Genomic DNA, 1,303 nt, shown 5'->3' with positions numbered 1-1,303 from the left:
CGCCGGTGTGGGAGGCGGCCGCCATGGCGCTTTCCCCATAGCGGCCGGCCTTGACCACGATGACCGGCTTGATGCGGGCCGCCGGCGCGGGCCGCGGACATGAACTTGCGCGCATGGGTGACCGATTCGATGTAGAGCAGGATGGCGCGCGTATGGTTGTCGGCACTCAGGTAGTCCAGCATGTCGCCGAAATCGACATCGGCCATGTCGCCCAGGGAGACCAGATGGGAAAAGCCGATGCGCCGGTGGGTGGACCAGTCGACCACCGTGGAGAGCAGGGCGCCGGATTGGGCCACGAAGGCCAGTCGGCCGGGCAGGGGCTGCATGTGGATGAAGCTGGCGTTGAGATCGATCCGCGGCAGCATTAAACCGAAGCAGTTCGGGCCGACGATGCGCAAGAGATGCGGCCTTGCCGCTGCCAGCATGGCTTCGCACAGGGCCTGACCGCGTTCGCTGCCACCCTCGCCGAAACCGGCGGTGATGACCACCGCTCCCTTGGTGCCACGGGCCCCTAGCTGAGCGATCACCTCCGGGACCGAATCGGGCGGTGTGGCGATCACGGCCAGGTCCGGTGCCTTGGGCAGGCTGGCGATATCGGCATAGCAGGGATGGCCGTCGATCTCCGTGCGCCGGGGATTGACCAGGTAGATCTCCCCCTGGAAGCCGGCCGCGAAGAGATTGCGCGTGGCCACCGCGCCGACGGTCTGCGGTTTGACGCTGGCCCCCACAAGGGCCACCGAGGACGGGTTGAAGAGCGATTTGAGATTACGGATGCTCATCGCCTTTTTCTCCTGTTAGGGGTTGGACGCTTCGGGGGCATTCACCCGCCGGGCGATGCCGGACGTTCGGGGCCGCCGTGGCCGGTCAGTTCCCGCCGCAGAATCTTGCCGGCCGGATTTTTGGGCATCGACCGGATAAAGACGATTTCGCGTGGCGCCAGGGCCGGGCCCAACCGCTGTCGGGCAAAGGCCATGATCCGGTAGCGTAGCGCCTCGTCGACCGGAACCCCCGGAGCGAGCGTGACATAGGCCCTGACCCGCTGACCCAGATGGTCGTCCGGTACGCCGACCACGCCGGCATCGGCGACGCCCGGCGATTCCATCAGCACGCTTTCAACCTCGAAAGGGCTGACCATGTGTCCGCTGCTCTTGATCATGTCGTCGGTGCGCCCCACGAACCAGAAGGTGCCGTCGGCATCAACGCGGGCCAGGTCGCCGGTCAGATACCACCCCCCGGAAAAATAGCGTTCATAGCCGCCGGCCTCCCCGAGCATCCGGCGGAACATGCTCGGCCAGCCGGCGGC

Annotated in this window: 2 protein-coding genes; both read right to left on the bottom strand. The window is 66.6% G+C overall.

Annotation, left to right across the window (positions count from 1 at the left end):
• Positions 1 to 779, bottom strand: a 779-nt coding sequence (locus JCM12296_RS34925) for a CoA-binding protein (protein ID WP_246805335.1), incomplete at its 3' end; no start/stop codon positions are given.
• Between the two features lie 41 nt (positions 780 to 820).
• Positions 821 to 1,303, bottom strand: a 483-nt coding sequence (locus JCM12296_RS34920) for an AMP-binding enzyme (RefSeq protein ID WP_157068202.1), incomplete at its 5' end; no start/stop codon positions are given.

Origin of the sequence: Desulfosarcina cetonica JCM 12296, from assembly GCF_001311845.1 — a bacterium.
GTDB classification, from domain to species: domain Bacteria; phylum Desulfobacterota; class Desulfobacteria; order Desulfobacterales; family Desulfosarcinaceae; genus Desulfosarcina; species Desulfosarcina cetonica.
The sequence above is the reverse complement of the archived record's forward strand: the minus strand, read 5'-3'. Positions and strand labels throughout refer to the sequence as shown.